This is a genomic window from Sphingomonas lacusdianchii, assembly GCF_022664395.1.
In the GTDB taxonomy this organism is placed as follows: Bacteria; Pseudomonadota; Alphaproteobacteria; order Sphingomonadales; family Sphingomonadaceae; genus Sphingomonas; species Sphingomonas lacusdianchii.
Map to the genome: position 1 here is coordinate 1 of NZ_JAKRET010000075.1, position 1,063 is coordinate 1,063.

The following is a 1,063-nucleotide window of genomic DNA, read 5'->3' on the forward strand; positions in this document are numbered from 1 at the left end:
CGGACCCCTTGTCCTCGACACCACTCTCCATCCCTCTCTCCTCCTCGGCCCCCTTCAGGGCCGAGCAGGGCGCGTCAGCGCCCACTCATCGGCGCGCTCTTCGCGCGGCGATGGGCGTCCAGCGGGGACGTACTGGGTGACGGGAGGCACCCTATCGGGTGGGGGCGACCGGGTGTGTCCGAGCCGGGTTCGCGAGCTTGCCGCGTGCTGTCTCGAGCCTGCGGATCGCGTCCGCCAGGAACAGGCCCTCGGACTCCTGCTCTTTGCCTTTCATGCGCTCGCGCAGATCGGCGATACGCCGCTCGATCGCGTCGGAGGTCACCAGCAGGTCGTCGGCGGTCAGGACGGCGATCGTCTCGCCTGCCAGGAGTCGGTGCTGCGACGTGGCGAAGCTGAGGTAGTGCGCCGCGACCGGATAATGGTGGCGGAGCGCCTCATCCACGGCGTGGCTGAGCTGGGCGGTGTCGTGCGCCAGTTCGCCCAGCAGCGTGTCGCGGCTCATGGCCGGGATCGTGCGCAGGTAGCCGTGGCCGGTAGTGACGGCGATGGGATCGCTTGAGGCGAGGCCGACGATCTGTTCGCGCGCGATAACGAGCACGTCGCCCTCGCGGACGTGGGGATCATCGAAGCACGCATCATAGGCGAGCCGGGTCGAGGTGAAATGATGGACGCGGTGCATGACCGTTCCTTTCTGATGCTCAGGAGTGGCGACGCGCGCGCCGTCAGGAGTAGGAAGGGCGCTCGGCCGGGTAGTGCGCGGGCGGCAGGCCGGTGAAGGTGAGCGCGCGGTAGCGCCCTCCCGTGTAGGTCACCGACGAAACCGGCGTTCGGTGCTGCTGCAACCGATCGAGCAGGCGGTTGGCGCGCTGCTGCGCCCGTACGGCCGCGGCCTCGTCCAGAAAGAAGCCGATCACGCGAACGAAGGTGCCGGCGTCATACCGTAGGGTAGGCAGGGTGGCGTCTACGAGAGAACACCCCACTGCCCCCCTCCGAACCGGACGTGCAACTTTCACTGCATCCGGCTCTCCGCTCCGGGCACTGTAGAACGAAAGTCCGGCAGCTT

At 68.1% G+C, this 1,063-nt stretch carries 2 protein-coding genes; both read right to left on the reverse strand.

Features of this window, described 5'->3' with window-relative positions; all coding sequences use genetic code 11:
- Positions 1 to 151: 151 nt before the first annotated feature.
- A complete protein-coding gene (locus MF607_RS22520; protein WP_242122394.1) occupies positions 152 to 679 on the reverse strand; it encodes a hypothetical protein in 528 nt (175 codons plus the stop codon).
- 43 nt (positions 680 to 722) lie between these two features.
- Positions 723 to 914 carry a hypothetical protein gene (locus tag MF607_RS22525; protein WP_242122395.1) on the reverse strand — a complete coding sequence of 64 codons (192 nt, stop codon included), beginning with the start codon at positions 912 to 914 and terminating at the stop codon, positions 723 to 725.
- Positions 915 to 1,063 lie beyond the last annotated feature (149 nt).

Excerpts from the sequence above, each read along its gene's own strand:
- MF607_RS22520 (WP_242122394.1), bottom strand. The coding sequence starts at position 679 with ATGCACCGCGTCCATCATTTCACCTCGACCCGGCTCGCCTATGATGCG.